At 70.6% G+C, this 18,831-nt stretch carries 17 protein-coding genes; 15 read left to right on the forward strand and 2 right to left on the reverse strand.

The window, feature by feature from the left end; genetic code table 11:
- The first annotated feature begins 218 nt into the window (after positions 1-218).
- The 15 genes from AB4Y68_RS12430 (at position 219) to AB4Y68_RS12500 (ending at position 15,676) form a co-directional block, all read left to right on the forward strand.
- Complete coding sequence (locus AB4Y68_RS12430; RefSeq protein WP_441456069.1) at positions 219-608, forward strand: hypothetical protein; 390 nt, start codon at positions 219-221, stop codon at positions 606-608.
- A gap of 237 nt (positions 609-845) precedes the next feature.
- The gene (locus AB4Y68_RS12435; protein WP_441456070.1) at positions 846-2,210 is read left to right on the forward strand and encodes a hypothetical protein; all 1,365 of its coding nucleotides are present in this window, start codon (positions 846-848) and stop codon (positions 2,208-2,210) included.
- A gap of 18 nt (positions 2,211-2,228) precedes the next feature.
- Complete coding sequence (gene ccmI, locus AB4Y68_RS12440) at positions 2,229-3,044, forward strand: c-type cytochrome biogenesis protein CcmI (protein ID WP_441456071.1); 816 nt, start codon at positions 2,229-2,231, stop codon at positions 3,042-3,044.
- Positions 3,045-3,078: 34 nt separating this feature from the next.
- Positions 3,079-3,567 carry a cytochrome c maturation protein CcmE gene (gene ccmE / locus AB4Y68_RS12445; RefSeq protein WP_441456072.1) on the forward strand — a complete coding sequence of 163 codons (489 nt, stop codon included), beginning with the start codon at positions 3,079-3,081 and terminating at the stop codon, positions 3,565-3,567.
- Positions 3,564-5,552 carry a heme lyase CcmF/NrfE family subunit gene (locus AB4Y68_RS12450; RefSeq protein WP_441456073.1) on the forward strand — a complete coding sequence of 663 codons (1,989 nt, stop codon included), beginning with the start codon at positions 3,564-3,566 and terminating at the stop codon, positions 5,550-5,552. Before ccmE ends, AB4Y68_RS12450 begins: the two co-directional genes overlap by 4 nt.
- Positions 5,549-6,025: a cytochrome c-type biogenesis protein gene (locus tag AB4Y68_RS12455; RefSeq protein WP_441456074.1), complete on the forward strand. Its 477-nt coding sequence runs from the start codon at positions 5,549-5,551 to the stop codon at positions 6,023-6,025. Before AB4Y68_RS12450 ends, AB4Y68_RS12455 begins: the two co-directional genes overlap by 4 nt.
- 329 nt (positions 6,026-6,354) lie before the next feature.
- Positions 6,355-7,914 carry a Do family serine endopeptidase gene (locus AB4Y68_RS12460; protein ID WP_441456075.1) on the forward strand — a complete coding sequence of 520 codons (1,560 nt, stop codon included), beginning with the start codon at positions 6,355-6,357 and terminating at the stop codon, positions 7,912-7,914.
- A 66-nt stretch (positions 7,915-7,980) separates the two neighbouring features.
- Positions 7,981-8,652 (forward strand): response regulator transcription factor, encoded by a 672-nt coding sequence (locus AB4Y68_RS12465; protein ID WP_441456076.1) that lies wholly within the window; start codon positions 7,981-7,983, stop codon positions 8,650-8,652.
- A 21-nt stretch (positions 8,653-8,673) separates the two neighbouring features.
- Complete coding sequence (locus AB4Y68_RS12470; protein WP_441456077.1) at positions 8,674-10,092, forward strand: ATP-binding protein; 1,419 nt, start codon at positions 8,674-8,676, stop codon at positions 10,090-10,092.
- On the forward strand, positions 10,092-12,968 hold the full coding sequence (locus tag AB4Y68_RS12475) for a bifunctional [glutamine synthetase] adenylyltransferase/[glutamine synthetase]-adenylyl-L-tyrosine phosphorylase (protein WP_441456078.1): 2,877 nt from the start codon (positions 10,092-10,094) through the stop codon (positions 12,966-12,968). The genes AB4Y68_RS12470 and AB4Y68_RS12475 overlap by 1 nt, the downstream gene beginning before the upstream one ends.
- Positions 12,969-13,053: 85 nt before the next feature.
- The gene (locus AB4Y68_RS12480; protein WP_441456079.1) at positions 13,054-13,473 is read left to right on the forward strand and encodes a hypothetical protein; all 420 of its coding nucleotides are present in this window, start codon (positions 13,054-13,056) and stop codon (positions 13,471-13,473) included.
- Between the two features lie 63 nt (positions 13,474-13,536).
- Positions 13,537-14,130 (forward strand): RNA polymerase sigma factor, encoded by a 594-nt coding sequence (locus tag AB4Y68_RS12485; protein WP_441456080.1) that lies wholly within the window; start codon positions 13,537-13,539, stop codon positions 14,128-14,130.
- Positions 14,131-14,146: 16 nt separating this feature from the next.
- Positions 14,147-14,578 carry a hypothetical protein gene (locus tag AB4Y68_RS12490; RefSeq protein WP_441456081.1) on the forward strand — a complete coding sequence of 144 codons (432 nt, stop codon included), beginning with the start codon at positions 14,147-14,149 and terminating at the stop codon, positions 14,576-14,578.
- A gap of 11 nt (positions 14,579-14,589) precedes the next feature.
- Positions 14,590-15,105 (forward strand): periplasmic heavy metal sensor, encoded by a 516-nt coding sequence (locus AB4Y68_RS12495; RefSeq protein ID WP_441456082.1) that lies wholly within the window; start codon positions 14,590-14,592, stop codon positions 15,103-15,105.
- Positions 15,106-15,400: 295 nt separating this feature from the next.
- On the forward strand, positions 15,401-15,676 hold the full coding sequence (locus AB4Y68_RS12500) for an endonuclease domain-containing protein (protein WP_441456083.1): 276 nt from the start codon (positions 15,401-15,403) through the stop codon (positions 15,674-15,676).
- Between the two features lie 22 nt (positions 15,677-15,698).
- Here AB4Y68_RS12500 and AB4Y68_RS12505 read toward each other — a convergent pair whose 3' ends face one another.
- Both AB4Y68_RS12505 and AB4Y68_RS12510 read right to left on the reverse strand, forming a co-directional pair.
- Positions 15,699-18,113: an ATP-binding protein gene (locus AB4Y68_RS12505; protein ID WP_441456084.1), complete on the reverse strand. Its 2,415-nt coding sequence runs from the start codon at positions 18,111-18,113 to the stop codon at positions 15,699-15,701.
- Between the two features lie 106 nt (positions 18,114-18,219).
- Positions 18,220-18,801 (reverse strand): hypothetical protein, encoded by a 582-nt coding sequence (locus AB4Y68_RS12510; protein WP_441456085.1) that lies wholly within the window; start codon positions 18,799-18,801, stop codon positions 18,220-18,222.
- Positions 18,802-18,831: the final 30 nt, after the last annotated feature.

Consider the following 18,831-nt stretch of genomic DNA (forward strand, 5'->3'; position numbering starts at 1 on the left):
TAGAACTCATCGACTCGCCCGCCTTCCAGCGATCCCAGATTTCAGCCCGCTGGGCCGCCGAGTAATAGATCCGCCGCCGCTGCTTCATCGCCCACGCTCCATCTCCGAAGAAAAGTTAGCGTGTTGCGTTCACCGGTTGAGCCCACCGTGGTTAGCGGACATTGCGGTCGGGAAATCCTATCGCCTATAGGCACCACCTAGTCTGAGGGGGCACTTAAATGGAATTTCTCGAACATCGCTTCAATCGCGCGACCTATTGGCTCTGTTTGGCGATCCTGGCCGCTATCGCAACTTCGCTAGAGCTTTCGGGCGTGAATGTAGGGGGGATGGGCTTTGTCTTGGCGCTTCTCTACGTCTTTCGCGTGCACGACCTCGGCTGGAGTGGAAAATGGGTGTTGCTGTACTACTTCATCCAGATCGCGGCCGGAGTGATCGCTGGATTCACCATTCAACCGGACCACTTCCCCATCTTGGCCATAGTGGAGGGCGTGATCGTGGTTGCTGTCACCATCGCTTTAGGCAGCCTTCCCGGAGAAAAAGTGTCGAACCCATACGGAGCGCCCCCACCTCCCGGCCTATCCTTTAAGGGTCGAGAAACGACGAAATAGGTCCGAGGACCACCTACGTTTCAAATGCTGCCCCTTGGCTACACAGCCACCCGACGGATGTCCGCAATGGGTCGAAAGCCGCAATAGGCCTAAGGGTCGTAAACGGACTTCCGTAACGCGGGTCGCTGCCGCGCGAGGCGCGCCGACCCCGTCCCGCCCGGATCCAAAGGCCCTGTTAACCCGAACGGCGCACCCTCGGCCCCATGGTCGGGAATCGTTTCGGCCGAAGGAGCATTCATGGCGGACCTGTCGGCCGCACAGAGGGCCGCCCTGGCCCAGCTGATCGCCCGATGCCCGGACGCGATGTTGCCGCCGCTCGACGCGCTGGCGGCGACGATGACGGGCGACCGGGCGTGGGCGCTGCGCGACATGGTCGAGGCCGAGGTGCTGGACCGGCGTCGGCGCGACGCGGCCTTTGGGCCTCTGGCGCTCTTGTTCCAGCCGCGCGCCGACGGACTGGCGGGCTTGAGTTTTCCGGCGGCGGTTCCCGCGCGGCTGTGGCGGCTGGCGGTTCGCAACGAACCTGAACTGTTGCCGCAGCTGGACCGTGAGGACGAGCTGTCGCGCATGGTCGCCGACCGCCTGTGCCTGAGCGCCGCCTCGGCGGTGCGCGACCAGGCCGAGGTCGTGTGGCCGGGGGGGACGGCGAGCGAGGTCGAGGAACTGGCCGCCTGTTTCGATCTGGCGGGGCTGGCGCGACGCAGCCTGACCCATCTGGAGACCTGGCTGGGTCGACCGGGGCCGGAGGCGACGGCGGAGCTGAAGCTGGCCCTGCGTCAGGCGGCGGCGATCGCCCCGGACGGGGCGTCGCGGCTGATGGAGATCTTTTTCGCCCAGTTGTCGGACGCGCGGACGATGCTGCGGCTGGTGGCTCAGGCCACGCCCGCCGCCGGGCGCGAGACCGTGGTGGGCGAGAGCGAACTGGCCGTCTTCGTCGACCGGGTGGTGACGGCGTTAGCCCACCGCGCGGCCGAGGCGGCGGCCTTTGATCCGACCGCGCCGGGCGCCGACGCGGCCTTGCTGAAGGCCGACCTGGACTGGTGCGCCGAGACCTTGGCCGAGATCGACGTCACCCTGCCGCTGCGTCCTGACAGCGCCTGGGGCAAGGCGGTGCGGCAGGCGCGGTTGAAGATCGTCGCGCGCCTGTCCGAGTTGTTCAGCGCCGCCGAGCGGGCGGCGGAGGCGGTGCTGCCGGTCGAGCGCACAGCGATGGCGGGACGGATGACGCGGCCGACGCCGCGACTGGATGAGGCGGTCGACGCCGAGGCGGCGGCCAGGGCGAAGGCTCTGGCGGCGGTGATCGGCCTGGTGCGCGGCCCGGCGACGGTGTTCGGCTGCGAGGCCGAGCGGCGTCAGACCGCCGAGGGGCTGACCGGAAAGCTGGCCACCTGGGCCGACGAAGCGATCGAGCGGTTCAACGACGGCGTGGTCCCAAACCAGGCGATCGCGCGCAAACGCATCGCCCTGACCGTCGAGCTGCTGGGGCTGATCGGGGCCAAGGAGGCGGGCCGGACCGTGCGGCGACGCCTGACGGTGGCCGGCGCGGCGCCGAGCGTTTTGACCGATGGTGCGACTCCGCGAGCCTCGCGTCAGGTCGCCTGATCCGCTAGAGCGGCGGGCATGACGATCTTCTGGATCATGACGGGATTGGCCACGGCCCTAGCCGGGCTGGTGGTGCTGGCTGGCGCGCGGCGCGGCGCGGACGCGGAAGGCGCGGTCGACCGCGACGCCGCGGGGCGCGAACTGGCCGAGCTGGACCGGCTGAAGACGCGCGGCCTGCTGGACGAGGCGGGCTGGACCGCCGCGCGGGCCGAGGCCGGACGACGGCTGCTGGCGGCGCGTCGCGACGCGCGCGCGCCGACGGTGGGGTCGAAGGACCGTCTGTGGGTTCTGGGCGGGATCGGCCTGACGGCGGTCGCGGCGCTGGGCCTCTATGTGGGGACCGGCGCGCCGGGGATGCCGGATCAGGCCTACGAGACCCGCGTGCGCCAATGGGCGCAGTCGCCCGAGACGCTGGAGCCGGCCCAGGTCGCCGCCGTGATCGGCCGCGTCGTCAAGGATCGCCCCGACGACCATCGCGCCCTGACCATGCTGGGCGCCGCGCGATTCGAGGCGGGCGACCCCATCGGCGCGGCCTCGGCCTTCCGTCGGGCCCTGGCGCTCCAGCCGGACGACGCCCAGAGCTGGGCGCGGCTGGGCGAAAGCCTGGTGCGAGCCAACGAGGGCGCGGTCGGCGGCGACGCCGAGGCGGCCTTCCGCGAGGCGCTGAAGCACGACCCGGATCAGTTGGGGGCGCGTTATTTCCTCGGCGAAGCGGCGCTGAAGCGCGGCGACAAGGCCGCAGCGGCGGCGGCCTGGGGGCCGCTGATCGCGGCGCTGGAGCCGAACGATCCGCGTCGGGCGGACCTGCAAAAAAGACTGGGCGGGGCCGGATGACGGCCTTGCTGCAACCTATCTGTGATGTCCTGACATGAGCTGGCTTCCCAAATCGCCGAAGGCGCGTCGCCGCCTGTGGGTCGTGATCGTCGCGGCGCCCGTGCTGGCGCTGGCGGTCGGCCTGTCGCTGTGGGCCATGAAGGACAACGTCACCTATTTCTTCTCGCCGTCCGAGGCGACGGCGGACAAGGCCCCGGCGGGGCGGGTGATCCGCCTGGGCGGACTGGTCGAGGCCGGCAGCGTGGTCAAGGGCGCGGACGGGACCGTGGTCTTCGTCGTCACCGACAATGTGGGGACCACCCAGGTCCTCTATCACGGCGACCTGCCCGACCTGTTCCGCGAGGGGCAGGGGATCGTGGCGCAAGGCGCCTTCCAGCCCGACCGCACCTTCAAGGCCAGCCAGGTGCTGGCCAAGCACGATGAGACCTATATGCCGCGCGAAGTCGCCGACCGGCTGAAGGCCAAGGGCGAATGGCGGCCCGAAACGGGCGAAGCGCCTGCAGCCGCGAGCCGCAGCCTGTGATCGTCGAACTGGGGGCCTATGCGCTGATCCTGGCGCTGGCGCTGGCGACCCTGACCACATTGCTGGCCACGGTCGGTCGACTGCGTCTCAGTCCGGTGCTGGCGGGCGCGGGCGGCGGGGCGCTGATCGCCTCGGCGCTGGCGACATTGCTGGCCTTCGCGGTGCTGATCTACGCCTTCGCCGTGTCGGACTTCTCGGTGTCGAACGTGGCGATGAACAGCCACACCGACAAGCCGATGCTCTACAAGGTCGCCGCCGCCTGGGGCAGCCATGAAGGTTCGCTGGTGCTGTGGTGCCTGGTGATGACCGGCTTTGGCGCGGCGCTGGCGCTGGCGCGCGGCCTGCCGTTCGGGCTGAAGACCTCGGCGGTGGCGGTGCAGGGCGCGCTGTCGATGCTGTTCCTGGCCTTCGCCGTCTTCACCTCCAACCCCTTTACGCGTCTGGACCCGGCCCCGGTGCAGGGCGCGTCGCTGAACCCCCTGTTGCAGGACCCGGCGCTCGCCTTCCATCCGCCGCTGCTCTACGCGGGCTATGTCGGGTTTTCGGTCTGTTTCTCGCTGGCGGTCGCCGCCCTGATCGAGAAGCGGGTCGATCCGGCCTGGGGCCGCTGGGTGCGGCCGTGGGCGCTGGCGTCCTGGGCCTTGCTGACGGTCGGCATCACCCTGGGGTCGTTCTGGGCCTATTACGAACTGGGCTGGGGCGGCTGGTGGTTCTGGGACCCGGTCGAGAACGCGTCCTTCATGCCGTGGCTGGCGGGCGCGGCCCTGCTGCATTCGGCGGTGGTGACGGAGCGGCGCGGGGCGCTGGCGGGGTGGACGGTGTTTCTGGCCATCCTGGCCTTCACCTTCTCCATGCTGGGGGCATTTCTGGTGCGCTCGGGCGTGCTGACCAGCGTCCACGCCTTCGCCGTCGATCCCGAGCGAGGGATGATGCTGCTGGTCATCCTGGGCGCAGCGGCGGGCGCGGCCTTCATCCTGTTCGCGCTGCGGGCGCCGGCGATCCGGTCGGGCGCGGCCTTTGCGCCGGTCAGCCGCGAAGGCGCGCTGGTGCTGAACAACCTGTTCCTGACGGCGGCGGCGGCGACGGTGCTGCTGGGGACGCTTTATCCGCTGATCCTCGAGGGGATTTCGGGCGCGACCATTTCGGTGGGGCCGCCCTATTTCGCCGCGACCTTCGTGCCGCTGATGGTGGTGGCCTGTCTGATCCTGCCCGCCGGGCCGCTGCTGGCGTGGAAGCGCGGCGACCTGAAGGGGGCCGTGCAGCGGCTGTGGCTGGCGGCGGGTCTGGCGGTTGTGGCGGCGTTCGCGGCCTTCATGCTGTTCGAGCCGAAGAAGGCGCTGGCGGCGGCGGGACTGGGCGTGGGGGCCTGGCTGATCCTGGGCGCGCTGGCTGAACTGGCGACGCGCATCAAGGCGTTCCGCGCGCCGGTGGCTGAGACCCTGCGCCGCGCCAAGGGTCTGCCGCTGGGCGCCTGGGGAATGACCCTGGCCCATGCGGGTCTGGGCGTCTTCATCCTGGGGGCCGTGGTCGAGACCAGCTTCAAGGCTGAGGCGGCAGCGGCCATCCCCCTGGGCGGCGAGGTGTCGGCGGGACCGTGGAAGGTGACGCTAGACGCGGTGCAGGTGATCGAGGGGCCGAATTATCTGGCCGAGCAGGGGCGGCTTACCGTCGCCCCGCTGGCTGGCGACGCGGTCGAGCGCGAGATCACCGCCGAGCGCCGTTTCTTCCCGGCGGGCGGGCAGACGACGACCGAGGTGGGTCTCGACTTCCGCGGGCTGGACGACGTCTATGTGGTCATGGGCGAACGCGCGGCGACCGACAAGAACGAGCAGGCCTGGACGGTGCGGGTCTATTACAATCCTTGGGCGCGGCTGATCTTCCTGGGCCCGGCCATCATGGCGCTGGGCGGGGTGCTGTCCCTGCTGGACCGGCGGCTGCGGGTCGGGGCGGGATCGCGTCGGAAGAACGGGGAGGCCAAGGCGTGAGGCGCCTGGCGTCCCTGACCGGCGCGCTGACTCTGATGGCGGGCGCCGCGCTGGCTGAACCGCCGCCGGCGCCAGACCGGCCTCTGCCCGACGCGGCGCAGGAGGCGCGGGCGCGGGCCCTGTTCGGCGACATCCGCTGCGTCGTCTGCCAGCACGAATCCATCGCCGACAGCCCGGCGGGCATCGCCGCCGACATGCGCCGTCTGGTGCGCGAGGAGATCGCGTCGGGCAAGAGCGATCTGGCCGTGCGTCAGGACCTGGTGCGGCGCTATGGCGACTACATCCTGTTCCAGCCGCCGGTGCGGGCGGGGACCTGGCTGCTGTGGTTCGGGCCGTTCGCCCTGGTGCTGGGCGCGGGGGGGCTGTTCGTCTGGCGGGCGCGTCGTCGCCGCGCCGAGGTCGCGCCGCTGACGGCGGAGGAAGAGCAGGCGCTGGCGGAACTGACGGCCGAGTCTGACGAAGCCGGACGCTGACGTCAGCCTCTGCCCTATCTCCCGCTCATCCCGGCGGACGCCGCGATCCAGAGCTTTAGCTATGAGCGCCCCCTCGGAAATCTGGGCTGTCCAGCCACACGCAGCACGTGCGGTTCATACTGGATCCCGGCGTCCGCCGGGATGAGCGGTTTTGGGGCTGCCTATATAAATCGTCAGGCTTCGCCGCGATCCTGACGCACCTGCGCCACACGGGGAACGTCGATCGGGAACAACCATTGCGAGGGCGCATTGGCTTAGGCCGAAACGCCCTATATCCATGGGCGAACGGAGCTTTCGGAGCTCCGGCTTTCAGGACTGCAAGGACGACGATGCTGAAGCGCAAGGAGTTCATTCTGGGGGCGGCCGTCGGCCTGTCCTTCGCCGCGGTGGCGACGGCGGGCGGGGTCATCAGCTGGCCGGGCGCCCATGCGGCCCCGGCGGCGGTCAGCGGGCGGCTGGCCCCCTCGGCCGGCGCCGCGGGCGCCGCCTTCGCGCCGCCGCAGGGCGCGCCGCTCAGCTTCGCCGACATCTTCCAGCAGGTCGCGCCCGCCGTGGTGCAGATCGACGTCAAGACGCGGGTGCCCAAGCCCAGCGGCCAGACGATCCAGATTCCGGGCTTCGGCGCCGTGCCGATTCCGGGCGCGCCGCGCGGCGGCTCGGGCGAAGACAGCGAGGACAACTCGACCACGGCCCTGGGCGCCGGGTCGGGCTTCTTCATCTCGGCTGACGGCTACATCGTCACCAACAACCACGTCGTCGAGAACGCCGAGGAGATCAAGGTCAAGCTGAGCGACGAGCGCGAGCTGACCGCGCGCCTGATCGGCCGCGACCCGCTGACCGACCTGGCCGTCATCAAGGTTGAAGGCGGAAACTTCCCCTTCGTCTCGTTCGAGGACAAGGCCGAGCCGCGCGTCGGCGACTGGGTCATCGCCGTGGGCAACCCCTTCGGCCTGGGCGGCACGGCCACGGCCGGCATCGTTTCGGCCAAGGCCCGCGACATCGGCGGCAACGAGAACCCCTATACCGACTTCCTCCAGATCGACGCCGCCATCAACCGGGGCAACTCGGGCGGGCCGACCTTCGACATCTATGGCCGCGTGATCGGCGTCAACTCGGCCATCTATTCGCCGACGGGCGGCTCGGTGGGCATCGGCTTCGCCATTCCGGCGGGCATCGCCAAGGCCACGACGGACCGTCTGATGCGCGGTGAGACGATCGAGCGCGGCTATCTGGGCGTCACCATCGGCGATCTGACCAGCGACTACCGCGAGAGCCTGGGCTTGCCCGACGCGACCAAGGGCGCCTTTATCACCGACGTCACCAAGGGATCGCCGGGCGCGAGCGCGGGGCTTCTGCCGGGCGACATCGTCGTCTCCATCAACGGCCGCAGCATCCGGGGCAGCAATGAACTGACGCGCACGGTGGGTGCGGTGCAGCCCGGCGAGACGCTGAGGCTGGAGTTGTTGCGCGAAGGCCGCCGCCAGACCGTGAACGTCCGGGCGGGCACGCGTCCGGCCAATCTCGGCGCGCCTGACGCCGGCAAGGACCCGGAGGCGGAGACGCCCAATGCGCCGGCGGCGGTGGGCGAGGCGGTCGAGGGGCTGACGGTGGCGCCGATCAGCGCGGCCTTGCGCAGCCGCTACGACCTGTCGGCCGAGGTGCAGGGTCTGGTCGTCACCGCCGTCAGCCCGCAATCGCGCGCCGGGCGGTTAGGCTTCCAACCGGGCATGGTCATCGTGCAGGCTGACGGCCGCCGCGTCAGTTCGGTCAAGGACCTGCAGGACGCCGTCGAGCGGGTGAAGTCTTCGGGGCGTCCCGGGGTCCTGCTGCTGGTGCGCACGCCGAACGGCAATGCGCCCATCGTTCTGCCCTTCGCCAAGTCTGAATAAGGCGTAACTCACAGGATCGGCGGCGATGCGCTAACATCGCCGCCGAATCTTTTTTCGGAGGGGCCTATGCGTATTCTGGTGGTCGAGGACGACGCTGAGGCGGCGGCTGCGATGGTGCGGGGTCTGAGCGAGGCCGGGCACGAGGTCACGCACGCCGTGGACGGCGCCTTCGGTCTGCTGGAATCGCAGAAGGGCGGCTACGACGTCTATGTCGTGGATCGCATGATGCCGCGTCTGGACGGCGTCGGCATGGTCGAGACGGTGCGCAAGGGCGGCGATCAGACGCCGGTCCTGTTCCTGTCGGCCCTGGGCGAGGTCGAGGACCGGGTCACGGGTCTGAAGGCCGGGGCCGATGATTACCTTGTGAAGCCCTACGCCTTCGCCGAACTGATCGCCCGGGTCGAGGCCCTGGCGCGCCGTCGCGAGACGGGCGGGGTGCAGACCGTGCTCAAGGTCGGCGACCTGGAGATGAACCTGATCGCCCGCACCGTGCATCGCGGCGCGGCCGAGATCGACCTGCAGCCGCGCGAGTTCCAGCTGCTGGAATTCCTGATGCGCCACGCGGGCCAGTCGGTGACGCGCACCATGCTGCTGGAGAAGGTCTGGGAATACCATTTCGACCCCCAGACCAACGTCATCGACGTCCACATCAGCCGCCTGCGCTCCAAGATCGACAAGGGCTTCGACAAGGCCATGCTGCAGACCGTGCGCGGCGCGGGGTACCGGCTGGAGGCGTAAGCCTCCTGCCGCCCGCCTGACGTGAAACTGCCCTCCCTTTTCCGGCGGACGCCGTTTCGGCTGACGCTGCTGTTTCTGGCGCTGTTCGTGACCACGGCCAGCGCGGTGCTGGCCTATGTCTATGTCGCCTCGGCGTCGGAGGCGCGGGCCAAGGCCGAGGCGGGAGTGCGGGCCGAGGTCGAGGCGCTGACGGCGGTGTACCGCACGCGCGGCGTCGACGCCCTCAACAAGGCGCTGGTCGACCGGACGCTGCGGGGCGGCTCTTACCTCTATCTGCTGATGGACAAGGATCGGAAGACGATCACCGGCAACATCTCGACCTCGCCGCTGGAGCCGGGCGAGGCAGTGGCGAGCGGGCGTTGGGACAATTTCCGCCTGACCGACACCGACGACGAGGGGCGGGTCCGCAAGCGTCAGGCGATCGGCGTGGAAATGCCGCTGGCGGGCGGCGAACAGCTGTTCGTCGGCGAGGACATCGGCGACATCGAGGCCTATCTGGCGCGGCTGACGCAGGCCCTGTGGGGGGCCATGGTCATGGTTCTGGTGCTCGGGGTCGGCGGCGGCCTGGTGATCAGCCGCCGGGTCGAAAAGTCGATGAGCGGGCTCAACCGGGTGGTGGCGGCGGTGCAGGACGGCGACCTCAAGGTCCGGGCCCCGGTCAAGAACTCGGGCGACGAACTGGACGAACTGGGCCAGGGGCTGAACACCATGCTGGACCGGCTGGAGGCCTCCATGGCCTCGATCCGCCACGCCGGAGACGCCATCGCCCACGATCTGCGTTCGCCGCTGACGCGGATGCGGGCCAAGCTGGAGGTGGCGCTGATCGACGCTGACGCGGGCAAGGTGTCGGGCGTCGACGCCCTGGGCATTGCGCTGGACGAGGCGGACATCCTGCTGAAGACATTCAACACCGTCCTGGCCATTGCCCGGTTGCAGGCGGGCGGGGCGCCTGATCCCAAGGTGTTCGACGCCGCCGAACTGGCCACGGACATGGCCGAGCTCTACGAGCCGTCGGGCGAGGACAAGGGGCTGGAGTTCTCGTCTGAGATCGAGAAGGGGCTGATGGTCGAGGGCAACCAGCCCTTCCTGGCGCAAGCGCTTGCCAACATCATCGATAACGCCATCAAGTACACGCCGTCGGGCGGGGCGGTGAAGTTCCGCGCGCGGCGGCGGTCGTCGGGCGAGATCGAATTTTCGGTCACCGACACCGGGCCGGGCGTGCCGGACGAGGACCGCGAGCGCGTGCTGCAACGCTTCGTCCGGCTGGACAACAGCCGCACCGAGGCGGGCTCCGGTTTGGGTCTGTCGCTGGTGACGGCGGTGGCCGAGGCCCACGGCGGGCGGGTGCAGTTGGACGAGGGACCGGGCGCCTATGGCGGGCAGGGGCCGGGCCTGCGCGTGGCTCTGGTGCTGCCGGCGGCGAGCGGGACGGGGACCTGATGAGTGGCGCTCTGGGGCCGAGGCTGACGCCGTGCGGGCCGGTGCGCGACGCGATGGCGGCGGAACGCATCCATGAGCGGCTGGTCGAGGCGGCCGCCGCGGGCGGCTGGCGCGCGACGCTGGACGCGGCCTGGGGTGCGCTGGAGCCGGTGTTTGCGGCCTCGCCCTATCTGGCCGGACTGGTCCGGCGCTGGCCCGAGCGGCTGCGTCAGATTCTGGAGACGGCGCCCGGGACGCGGCTGGCCGAAATTCTGGCGGCGACCGACGCCATCGACGGCCCGGCGGATGAGGCCAAGGCGCCGCTGCGCTGGTTGAAGGCCGAACTGCATCTGCTGACGGCGCTGGCCGATCTGGGCGGGGTCTGGGATCTGGATGCGGTGACGGGCGCGTTGTCGCGCTTTGCCGACGCCACGGCCCAGGCGGCGCTGCGTTGTCTGGCCCATGACCAACGCCGACGCGGCAAGCTGATCTCGGCGGCCGACGATCCGCGCGGTCCCGTGCCGGGCCTATTCGTCCTGGCCATGGGCAAGGGTGGGGCGTTCGAGCTGAACTATTCCTCGGACATCGACCTGTCGCTCTTCTTCGAGCCGGAGGCGCTGGAGAGCGCGCTGGGCGAGGGCGTGGAGGCGCAGAGCTTTGTGAACCGGCTGGCCCAGGGGCTGACCAGTCTGCTGACCGAGCGGACGGCGGACGGCTACGTCTTCCGCGTGGACCTGCGACTGCGGCCCGATCCGTCCTCGACCCCGCCGGTGGTCGCCGCGCCTATGGCCCTGGCCTATTACGAATCCGTCGGCCAGAATTGGGAGCGGGCGGCCTTCATCAAGGCGCGGGTCTGCGCCGGGGACAGGACCGAGGGGGCGGATTTCCTGAAGGCGCTGACACCCTTCGTCTGGCGCCGCAGCCTGGACTATCAGGCCGTGCTGGACATCCAGTCGATCAAGAAACAGATCCACGTTCACAAGACCGGCGAGGGGCTGGAGGCGGCGGGCGCCAATCTGAAGCTGGGCCGGGGCGGCATTCGGGAGATCGAGTTCTACGTCCAGACCCAGCAGCTGATCCTGGGCGGGCGCGACAAGGGGCTGCGTTCGTCGCGCACGCTGGAGGCGCTGGACGCCCTGACCCAGCGGGGCCATGTCGCCGTCGAGGCGCGCGACGAACTGGCCGCCGCCTATGTGACCTTGCGGGGTCTAGAGCACCGGGTGCAGATGCTGGCCGACGAGCAGAGCCACGTTTTGCCGGTCGATCCCGAACGCCGGGCCGATGTGGCGGCGCTGGCGGGCGAGGGCGATCTCGGCCTGTTCGACGCCGGGGTCGAGAGCCTGCTGATGGGGGTCAATCAGCGCTATGGCGAGCTGTTCGAGGGCGGCGAGGAGCTGTCGTCGCCTTACGGCAGTCTGGTCTTCACCGGGGTCGAGAACGATCCGGGCACGCTGGAGACCCTGAGCCGCATGGGCTTCTCGGAGCCCGCGACCGTGTCCGACACCATCCGCAGCTGGCACCACGGGCGCATCCCGGCGACGCGGACGGCGCGGGGGCGCGAGCTGTTCACGAGGCTGGCCCCGCAACTGCTGGCGGCGGTGGCGAAGACCGGAGCGCCGGATGCGGCGTTTCGGCGGTTTGCGGTCTTCTTCTCCGGCCTGAGCGCCGGCGTGCAGGTGCAGGCGCTGTTCCTGAATCAGCCCAAGCTGTTCGATCTGGTGGTCGGGGTCATGGCCTTTGCGCCGAGACTGGCGCGGGCGCTGGGGCGGCAGCCGCAGGCGCTGGACGGGGTGCTGGACGCGCGCTTCCTGACGGCCCTCGGCACGGACACAGGTCTGGCCGACCAGGTGGTGCGCGAGGCGCATGAGGCTGGCGACTTCGAAGGGGCCATGAACGCCGTGCGTCGCCTGCACCGTGAACAGGTGTTTCGCATCGGCATGCACACCATCACCGGCCGGACCACGGCCGAGCAGGCCGGGTGGTCCAACACTTCGCTGGCCGACGCCTGCATGCGGGGTCTGGCCCCCGTGGCCCTGGCCGAGGCCGAGCGGATGGGCGGGGCCTTCCCCGGCGCGGTCGCCGTGGTGGCCCTGGGCAAGGCTGGCTCGCGCGAGATGACGGCGGGGTCGGACCTGGACCTGATGACGGTCTATGCCGCGCCGCCCGAGGCGACCTCGGCCGACAAGGGCTGGAGCGCGGACCATTTCTACGGTCGTTTCACGCAACGCTTTATCGCCGCCCTGTCGGCGCACACGGCCGAGGGCGGGCTGTATGAGGTGGACATGCGGCTGCGGCCGACGGGGTCAAAGGGGCCGGTGTCGGTGCGGCTGGAGGCGCTGGAGGCCTATTACGCCGAGGAGGCCGAGACCTGGGAGTTCATGGCCCTGACCCGCGGGCGGCTGGTCTGGGCCAGCGACGCGGACTTCGGCGCGCGGGTCGAGGCGACGCTGGAGGCGGCGCTGCGGCGGCCGCGTCCCGGCGTCGACGTGGCGCGCGACGTGCGAGCCATGCGCGACCTGATGGACCGCGAGCGGCGGCCCAAGGGCTTCTGGGACCTGAAGCTGTCGGCGGGGGGACAGGTCGATGCGGAGTTCGTGGCCCAGTATCGCCAATTGTGCGCGGCGGCGGCGGGCGCGCCGCTGACGGTGTCGACGCTGGAGGCGCTGAAGGCCGATCCCGTCCTGGCCGAGAGCTGGCGCACGCATCAGCAACTGGGCCAGCTGATGGCCTGCGCCTTCGAGGGGGGCGGCGACCCGGAGACGGAGCCCTCGGGCTTCCAGCGGCAACTGGCCGAAAGCGTGGGCGCGGCGGACTTCGAGGGGCTGAAGGCGCAACTGATCGACCTTCGCTTACGGGCGCGGCGGGCGTTCGAAGCGGCCCTGCCGCGGGAAAGCTGATCGTCGGCGACGGAAACCACGAAGCGCTACGTTCATTCTCTCGAGTGGGACGCTTTTGGGCCCCGAACCCTTGGAGACCATCGAGATGAAGAAGACCCTTGGCGGCGTCGCCGTCTTCGTAATCGCCGCCGCCGTCGGCGGCGGGGCCTTCGCCCAGGCCGCAGCGCCGCGCGCGGCCGCCCCCGCCGTGGACAAACCGGTCACTCAGGCCGCCTATGTCCAGCGCCGGATCGAACCGCTGCGCGCCGCCGACGCCAACCATGACGGCACGGTCACCGTCGAGGAGGCGCGCGCCGCGCGTGAGGCGCGCGACAGCGGCCCTGACCGCGCCGTCGTGATCGCCGAGGCCGAGCAGAAGGCCCGCCAGTCCTTCGCGCGTATGGACGCGGATCACGACGGCTTGCTGACCAGAGCGGAACGTCGGGCTGACAGCGAGCGTCGCGCGGCGCGACGGGCCGCCCGTCCCGCTGCGGCGGCGTCGCCTTCGACGCCCGCTTCGGAGTAAGGAAGATGTCGGGGAAGGCGGTCCGTCCGTCGGCCCGTTTCGTGAACGGCGAAAGAGGCTGGATTGGCGAAGACCGCCGACCCCGACGAGGAACTGGTGCGGCGCGTGGGTCAGGGCGACCCCGCGGCGATTCAGGCCATGGTCGCTCGCAAGCTGCCGCGCATGCTGACGCTGGCGCAGCGGATGCTGGGCGACGCGACGGAGGCTGAGGACGTGGCGCAGGAGGCGATGCTGAGAGCCTGGCGACAGGCGCCGCGCTGGACGCCCGGTCAGGCCAAGTTCGACACCTGGCTGCACCGGGTGGGGCTGAACCTTTGCTACGACCGGCTGCGGCGACGGCGCGAGATCGCGACGGAGGCGCCGCCGGACCGGCCCGACGACGGCCCGGCGCCGGACCGGGGGCTGCTGGCGATGGAGACCGGCGTACGGGTCGAGGCGGCGATGGCGAAACTGCCCGAGCGGCAGCGCGAGGCCATCGTCCTGTGTCACTATCAGGAACTGGGAAATATCGAGGCGGCGGGGCTGATGAACGTCAGCGTCGAGGCCCTGGAAAGCCTGCTGTCGCGCGGACGGCGGGCGCTGCGGCGGACGCTGGCGGACATTGCGCCTCTTGGGGCGCCGAACGCGGCCGATGCAGCGACAGCGACGAATGGGTAAGGCGGGGGCTGGAACCATGACGATGACGTACGAGCGTTTTGAATATCTGGCCGACGCCTATGGCGGCGACCTGCGGCGCTGGCCCGAGGCCGAGCGCGAGGCGGCGCGCGCTCTGACAGCCGTCGACGCACGCGCGGCGGCGCTGTTGGCGCAGGCCGACCGGCTGGACGCCCTGCTGGGCGCCGCGCCGCGTCCGGTCGCGTCGCACGTCCTGCGCGAACAGGTGATCGCCAGCGCGGCGGGCGCGGGCCTGAGGACGCGACGCCGAGGGGGCGTGGGGACCCTGGCCTGGCTGTCGGCGGGCGCCGGATGGGCGGCGGCGGCCTGCGCGGGGGTGGTGTTCGGCGTCGCCCTGACCAGCCATATGACCGCCAATGTGCGGGCGGACGCGGTCCTCTATCAGGCCAGTCTGGCCGGCGCCGACGACACGGAGGTTCTGGGCGGATGACGTCGCGGAGTTTGAAGATCGCTCTGGCCGTGTCGGTCGCCCTCAACGTCTTCGGCGTGGCCACGGGCGGGGCCGTCTGGGTGATGCGCGAGAAGGTCGGGGCCTGGATGGCCGACGCCAACCGTTCGCCGCGGGGAGAGCCGGTGTGGGACGTGGTCGAGCGGCTGGCCCCCGCGGTGCGGGATCAGGTCAAACGCGATCTGCGGGCCAACGCCATGCTGGCGCGGCCTGATTTCGAGGAGGCGCGGGAGGCGCGGCGCGAGGCCATCGCCCTGACCGGGGCCGAGACCTTTGATCCTGTGGCGGTCGCCGCCCTGCTGGAGCGGTCGCGGGCGTCCGAGATGCGCGGCCGCTCGCGGCTGGAGGCGGGGGCGGTGGAGATTCTGGGCCGGTTGAGCCCGGCGGATCGCAAGGCCTTGGCGCCGATCCTGTCGCGGCACAGGGCGCGCAAGCCTGAGAAGCCGGCGGCACCCGTGGCGCCGACGCCGGCTGAGGCGCCGGTTCAGATGAGCGGCGCTCAATCCTGAAATCCTCCCCCGCTTACGGGGGAGGGGGACCGCCGCAGGCGGTGGAGGGGGCGGACACATCCGCCCCCTTTGAAAACGCCGCGCCGATCAGCGTCCGACCCCAAACCGTGCCGCCGGACCTCGCCCCCTCCGCCATCCTTCGGATGGTCCCCCTCCCCCGCTTTGCAGAGGAGGATCGCAATAATGGCCAAGCTGTGAGAGCCTCAACATCATGAGAGCCACGGTCCTCACCGAAAAGCGCGCTCGCCGCCTGCGCCGCGCCCTGACCCCGCCCGAGGCGGCGCTCTGAGTTCGCTTGCGCGCACGACGATCGGGTCTGCCTGCGTTTCGCCGCCAGCACCCTTTTGGTCCCTATATCCTCGACTTCTATTGTGCCCGCCTGGGTTTGGCGGTCGAGATCGACGGCCTGATCCACGGCATGGGAAATGCGCCTGCCCACGACACCCGCCGCGACGCCTGGCTACGCTCACAAGGAGTCGAGATACTCCGCTACCCCGCCGCCGACGTTCTTGCCGAGGCCGACGAAGTCGCCGGGTCCATCTGGACCCTGGTCCTGTCCCGCATCCGCTGACGCCAGCACCAATTCTCCGGGCTCAGGCCGCGCGCGACTGAACCCGCTGCGGGGTCGACCCGGCCGGGGCCATCGCGCCCTCGGGCGCGCGGATCGGCAGGTCGAACCAGACGGTGGTGCCGCGGCCCGGCTCGCTCTCGATGATCATATGGGCGCGGTGCAGTTCGATCAGGGACTTGGTCAGGGCCAGGCCCAGGCCGGTGCCTTGCGTGGTCTTGGAGTGCTGACCCTCGACCTGTTCGAAGGGCTGGGCCAGCCGCTCGAGGTCCATGGCGGCGATGCCGATGCCGGTGTCGGTCACCGAGACCCGGACGTGATCGGGGTCTTGAAGCGCGACGCTCACGGTGACGGCCCCGCCCTCGGGCGTGAACTTCACCGCATTGGAGATCAGGTTCAGCAGCACCTGCTTCAACCCGCGATGATCGGCCTCGATCTGAACGGCGTCGGGGGCGACCAGGGCCAGGGTCAGGCCCGCCTCCATCGCCTTGCCGCGCATCAGACGGATGGCGTCGTTGCACAGGCCGTTCAGCGACAGGGCCTCGTAGTGCAGGGTCAGCTTGCCGGCCTCGATCTTGGCCATGTCGAGGATGTCGTTGATCAGGCTGAGCAGGTGCTGGCCCGAGGTGTGGATGTCGGCGGCGTAGCCCTTGTAGCGACGGTCGCCCATCGGCCCGAACATCTCGCCGGCCATGATCTCGGAGAAGCCGTTGATGGCGTTCAGCGGGGTGCGCAGTTCGTGGCTCATATTGGCCAGAAATTCGGACTTGGCCTGGTTGGCGGCCTCGGCCCGGGTCATGGCGACCTCGTACTTTCGGGCCAGTAGGGACAGTTTGGCCTCGCGGTCTTCCAGCGCTGCGACCATGCCGCGCAGTTCGTCGGCGGCGCGGCGGCGCTCGGCCTCCTGACGACGGATGACGGTGATGTCGGCGGCGATGACCACGGTGCCGCCGTCGCCAGTGAAGCGCTCGGCCATCTGCAGCCAGCGGCCGTCCTTCAGCTCGACCTCGCGCACCCCGGCGCGGCCGCTGGCCGAGGGGTGTTCGGCCTTGATGGCCTTGGCGGCGATCAGGTTCAGGGCGTCCTTCTGGGCGCCGCGGCGGACCACGCCCGCCGGGAAGGCGAAGGCGTCCTGGAAGGCCTGGTTCCACAGGATCAGACGGCCCCGGCGGTCGAACAGGACGAAGGCGTCGGAGACGCTTTCGATGCCGTCGCGCAGCCGGTTCTCGGCGGCCTGGGCCTGGGCCTTGGCGCGGCGGGCTTCGGTGATGTCCAGCGCCACGCCCATCAGGCTGACATAGCCGCCGTCGCGGCGCGGCTGGCGCGACTGGCCGCGCGCGTCGATCCAGCGCACGCCCCCGGCCTTGAGCGGCACGGGGAAGGTCACGTCGAACGCGCCGTGCGCCGCCGCCCTGTCGAGAGCGTGAACCAGGGTCTCGCGATAGCGCGGATGGACCCGTTCGATCAGGGCCTGGGTTGTCAAAACCGTACCGGCCTCCACCTCGAGCAGGGCGGCCATATAGTCGGACAGGACGACCTCGCCGCCCGCCAGATCCCATTCCCAGACGCCGCAACGCGCGGCCTCGACCGCGACCCGGAACCGGCGCTCGGTGTCGGCCCAGCGGCGACCGGTGCGGGCCTGGCGCCAGTTCTGCAAGGCGACGATCACCAGGAACAGCACCATCAACAGCAGCGGTCCGGCCAGCAGCCAGACGTCGTCCAGCCAGGCCGAAGGTCCGCCCGGAACCTGTACGGTCGCCACTGTCGCCAGGTCAGTGGCGCCGATCGGGGCCGAGGCGGTCAGTCGCGCGCGGCCGTCCGGCCCCTTCACGGCCCTGGCGCTTGCGGCCGGGGCCTGTCCGGCGGGGACGATGGTCAGGGTCGCGCCGTCCAGCGCGGCGGGCGCCGGGGGCAGGGGCGTGCGGGCGACGATCGACAGGCCGTCGCCTACCGGTCGGTGGATCAGGAGGGCGTTGTCCTGAAGCGTGAAACGCTCGGCGACGCTCGAGGCCGCCGGGGTCTTCGGCGCGGCCCGGGCCGACAGGCGCCCGCCGACGGCGGCCACGGCCTCGCCGTCGCGGTCCACTACGGCGAAGGCGGTGTCGGGGGCCAGGGCGCGGGCGCGGTCCAGGGCTTCGACCGCCTGATCGGGCCGGGCGGCCAGGTCGCGCGCGGCGAGCGTCAGGGCGCCCGCGACCAGGGCGGTCTGGCCTTCGATCCGGGCCGCCGCCAACTGGGCCTCCAGCGCCAACCTCTCGATCCGACCGGCCTGGATCTCGCGCTGCGGGCGGGCGTCGCTGCGGATCACCAGCAGGGCGTAGGCGACGATGGTCAGGGCGGCGGCGAGCAGCAGGACGCGCACCCAGGGCGTGCTGGCCCGGGTGGCCTGGTCCGTGGCGCGTCGGCCCGGCCCGTAGCTGCGACGCTCGGTGCCCCGCAAGGCGCCCTCCATCTCAAGATGGGGAGAATCTAGGCTGCGTCGCGGATTCCTGTCGAGGCCTGACGGCCAGGCTTTTCGCATGTCGGGCGAACGCCCTTGCGGCGGATCAAGCGGCCTGGGTCGCATCCGGGGCCGAGGCGCGGACGGGCTCGGGCGGCGGCGCGAGGACTTCGGTGATCTGCACCAGAATTTCGCGGGCGCGGCGGGCTAGGCGCACGCTTTCCGGCGGCGCGTCTTCGGGGGATTCCGAGACGGTCTCGACGAGCTCGCGGGCCAGGTCCAGCAGGTCGGGCGAGGCGGCGATCAGGCGCGACTGGAACTCGATGCGTTCGGGGTCGCGGTCGTATTCGGCGCCGGGCACGCGCCAGCCGCCCCAGTCGGCCTTGTCGGTGACCACGACGGGATAGCTGCCCGGGAAGGGATGGTGGGCGCAGTCCGCCGGCTCCTGCCACTTGTTGCGAGCGCGCAGGATGCGCCAGTCGCCGAGGACGGCGACGGCGGCGGCGTCCTCGGCTGGGAGTTGAAGCTCGCCGGCCATGAACTCACGGCCGAGGCCGACATCGTAGGTGATGCGCACGGGCTCGTCGAAGCCCTTGGCCCAGACGGGCTGGACCTGCTCGATCTGGGCCCAGACGCCGACGCTCTCGACCCAGACCTTCTGGCCCTTTTGAAACTGCGCGCGCGCCATGCGGTCTCTCCCCTGCGAAGAGGCCAGCAT

The organism is Brevundimonas sp. 2YAF1 (assembly GCF_052114745.1).
Lineage (GTDB): Bacteria > Pseudomonadota > Alphaproteobacteria > Caulobacterales > Caulobacteraceae > Brevundimonas.